The organism is Cupriavidus sp. WS (assembly GCF_000395345.1).
GTDB lineage: Bacteria > Pseudomonadota > Gammaproteobacteria > Burkholderiales > Burkholderiaceae > Cupriavidus > Cupriavidus basilensis_B.
This window is the reverse complement of sequence record NZ_AQPL01000256.1, coordinates 1-937: the sequence shown is the minus strand read 5'-3', so window position 1 is coordinate 937 and position 937 is coordinate 1. Positions and strand designations below refer to the sequence as shown.

General features: G+C 69.3%; 2 protein-coding genes. One reads left to right on the top strand and one right to left on the bottom strand.

What is annotated here, in order from left to right; all coding sequences use genetic code 11:
- Positions 1-170: hypothetical protein (locus K206_RS41765; protein WP_155888162.1), on the bottom strand; the 170-nt coding region annotated here is incomplete at its 3' end.
- Between the two features lie 255 nt (positions 171-425).
- On the opposite strand from K206_RS41765, the gene thiL reads away from it, so the two are divergent.
- Positions 426-937: thiamine-phosphate kinase (gene thiL / locus K206_RS38855; RefSeq protein ID WP_020204309.1), on the top strand; the 512-nt coding region annotated here is incomplete at its 3' end.

Sequence of the window (937 nt, the reverse complement as noted above, 5' to 3'; positions counted from 1 at the left end):
GGGGAGTAGGCCAGCGCCAGGTCGCGCTGGTTCGACAGCGGCTTGGTCGGCGTGACCGAGATCTTCCCGGGAGTCGGAAACTCGTGATATTCCAGGGCGGCTTTGCGCAGCGCCTCACGCTGCTGCTGCTTCAGTTCGTCTTGGGGCGTGGGCTGCTGGGGACTGGTCATCGGCGCATCTTCCGGTCGGTGGAACCGTTGTAGACGTTATGGGAAACGAAAAGGCGGGCCGGTTCCACATACCCGCGGTCTCTTCCTTCTGAACCTGACATTTTATATTGTGAAATATTATTTCACAATAAGCGTTTTGCGCGGGGCAGCTTTGCGTTTCGGTACAATATGCCGCATGCCGCCAGCGCTGACCAGCGGGGCGTAACCCGCGGCGCCGGGCGCCGCCCCGGGCGGAATCCCGCCGCCACCCGTCCCATGCCATCTTCTTCCCGCGCCGCCGGTGCGCCCGGCGCCCCGCTCTCCGAATTCGACCTGATCCGCCGCTTCTTCACCCGCCCCGCGCGCAAGGCGGTGCTCGGCGTGGGCGACGACTGCGCGCTGATCGAAGGCCGCCCCGGCCACCACCTCGCCATCAGCACCGACATGCTGGTCAGCGGCCGCCATTTCTTCCCCGACGTGGCGCCGCGCGCGCTGGGCCACAAGGCGCTGGCCGTGAACCTGTCGGACCTGGCCGCGATGGGCGCCGAGCCGCGCGCGTTCACGCTGGCGCTGGCGCTGCCCGAGGCGGACCCGGACTGGCTCGGCGAGCTGGCCGCCGGCATGCTGGCGCTGGCCGATGCCCACGGCTGCGAGCTGATCGGCGGCGACACCACGCGCGGCCCGCTCACGCTGAGCCTGACGGTGCTCGGCGACGTGCCCGCCGGCATGGCCCTGCGGCGCGATGCCGCACGCCCCGGCGACGACATCTGGATTTCCGGCACGCTCGG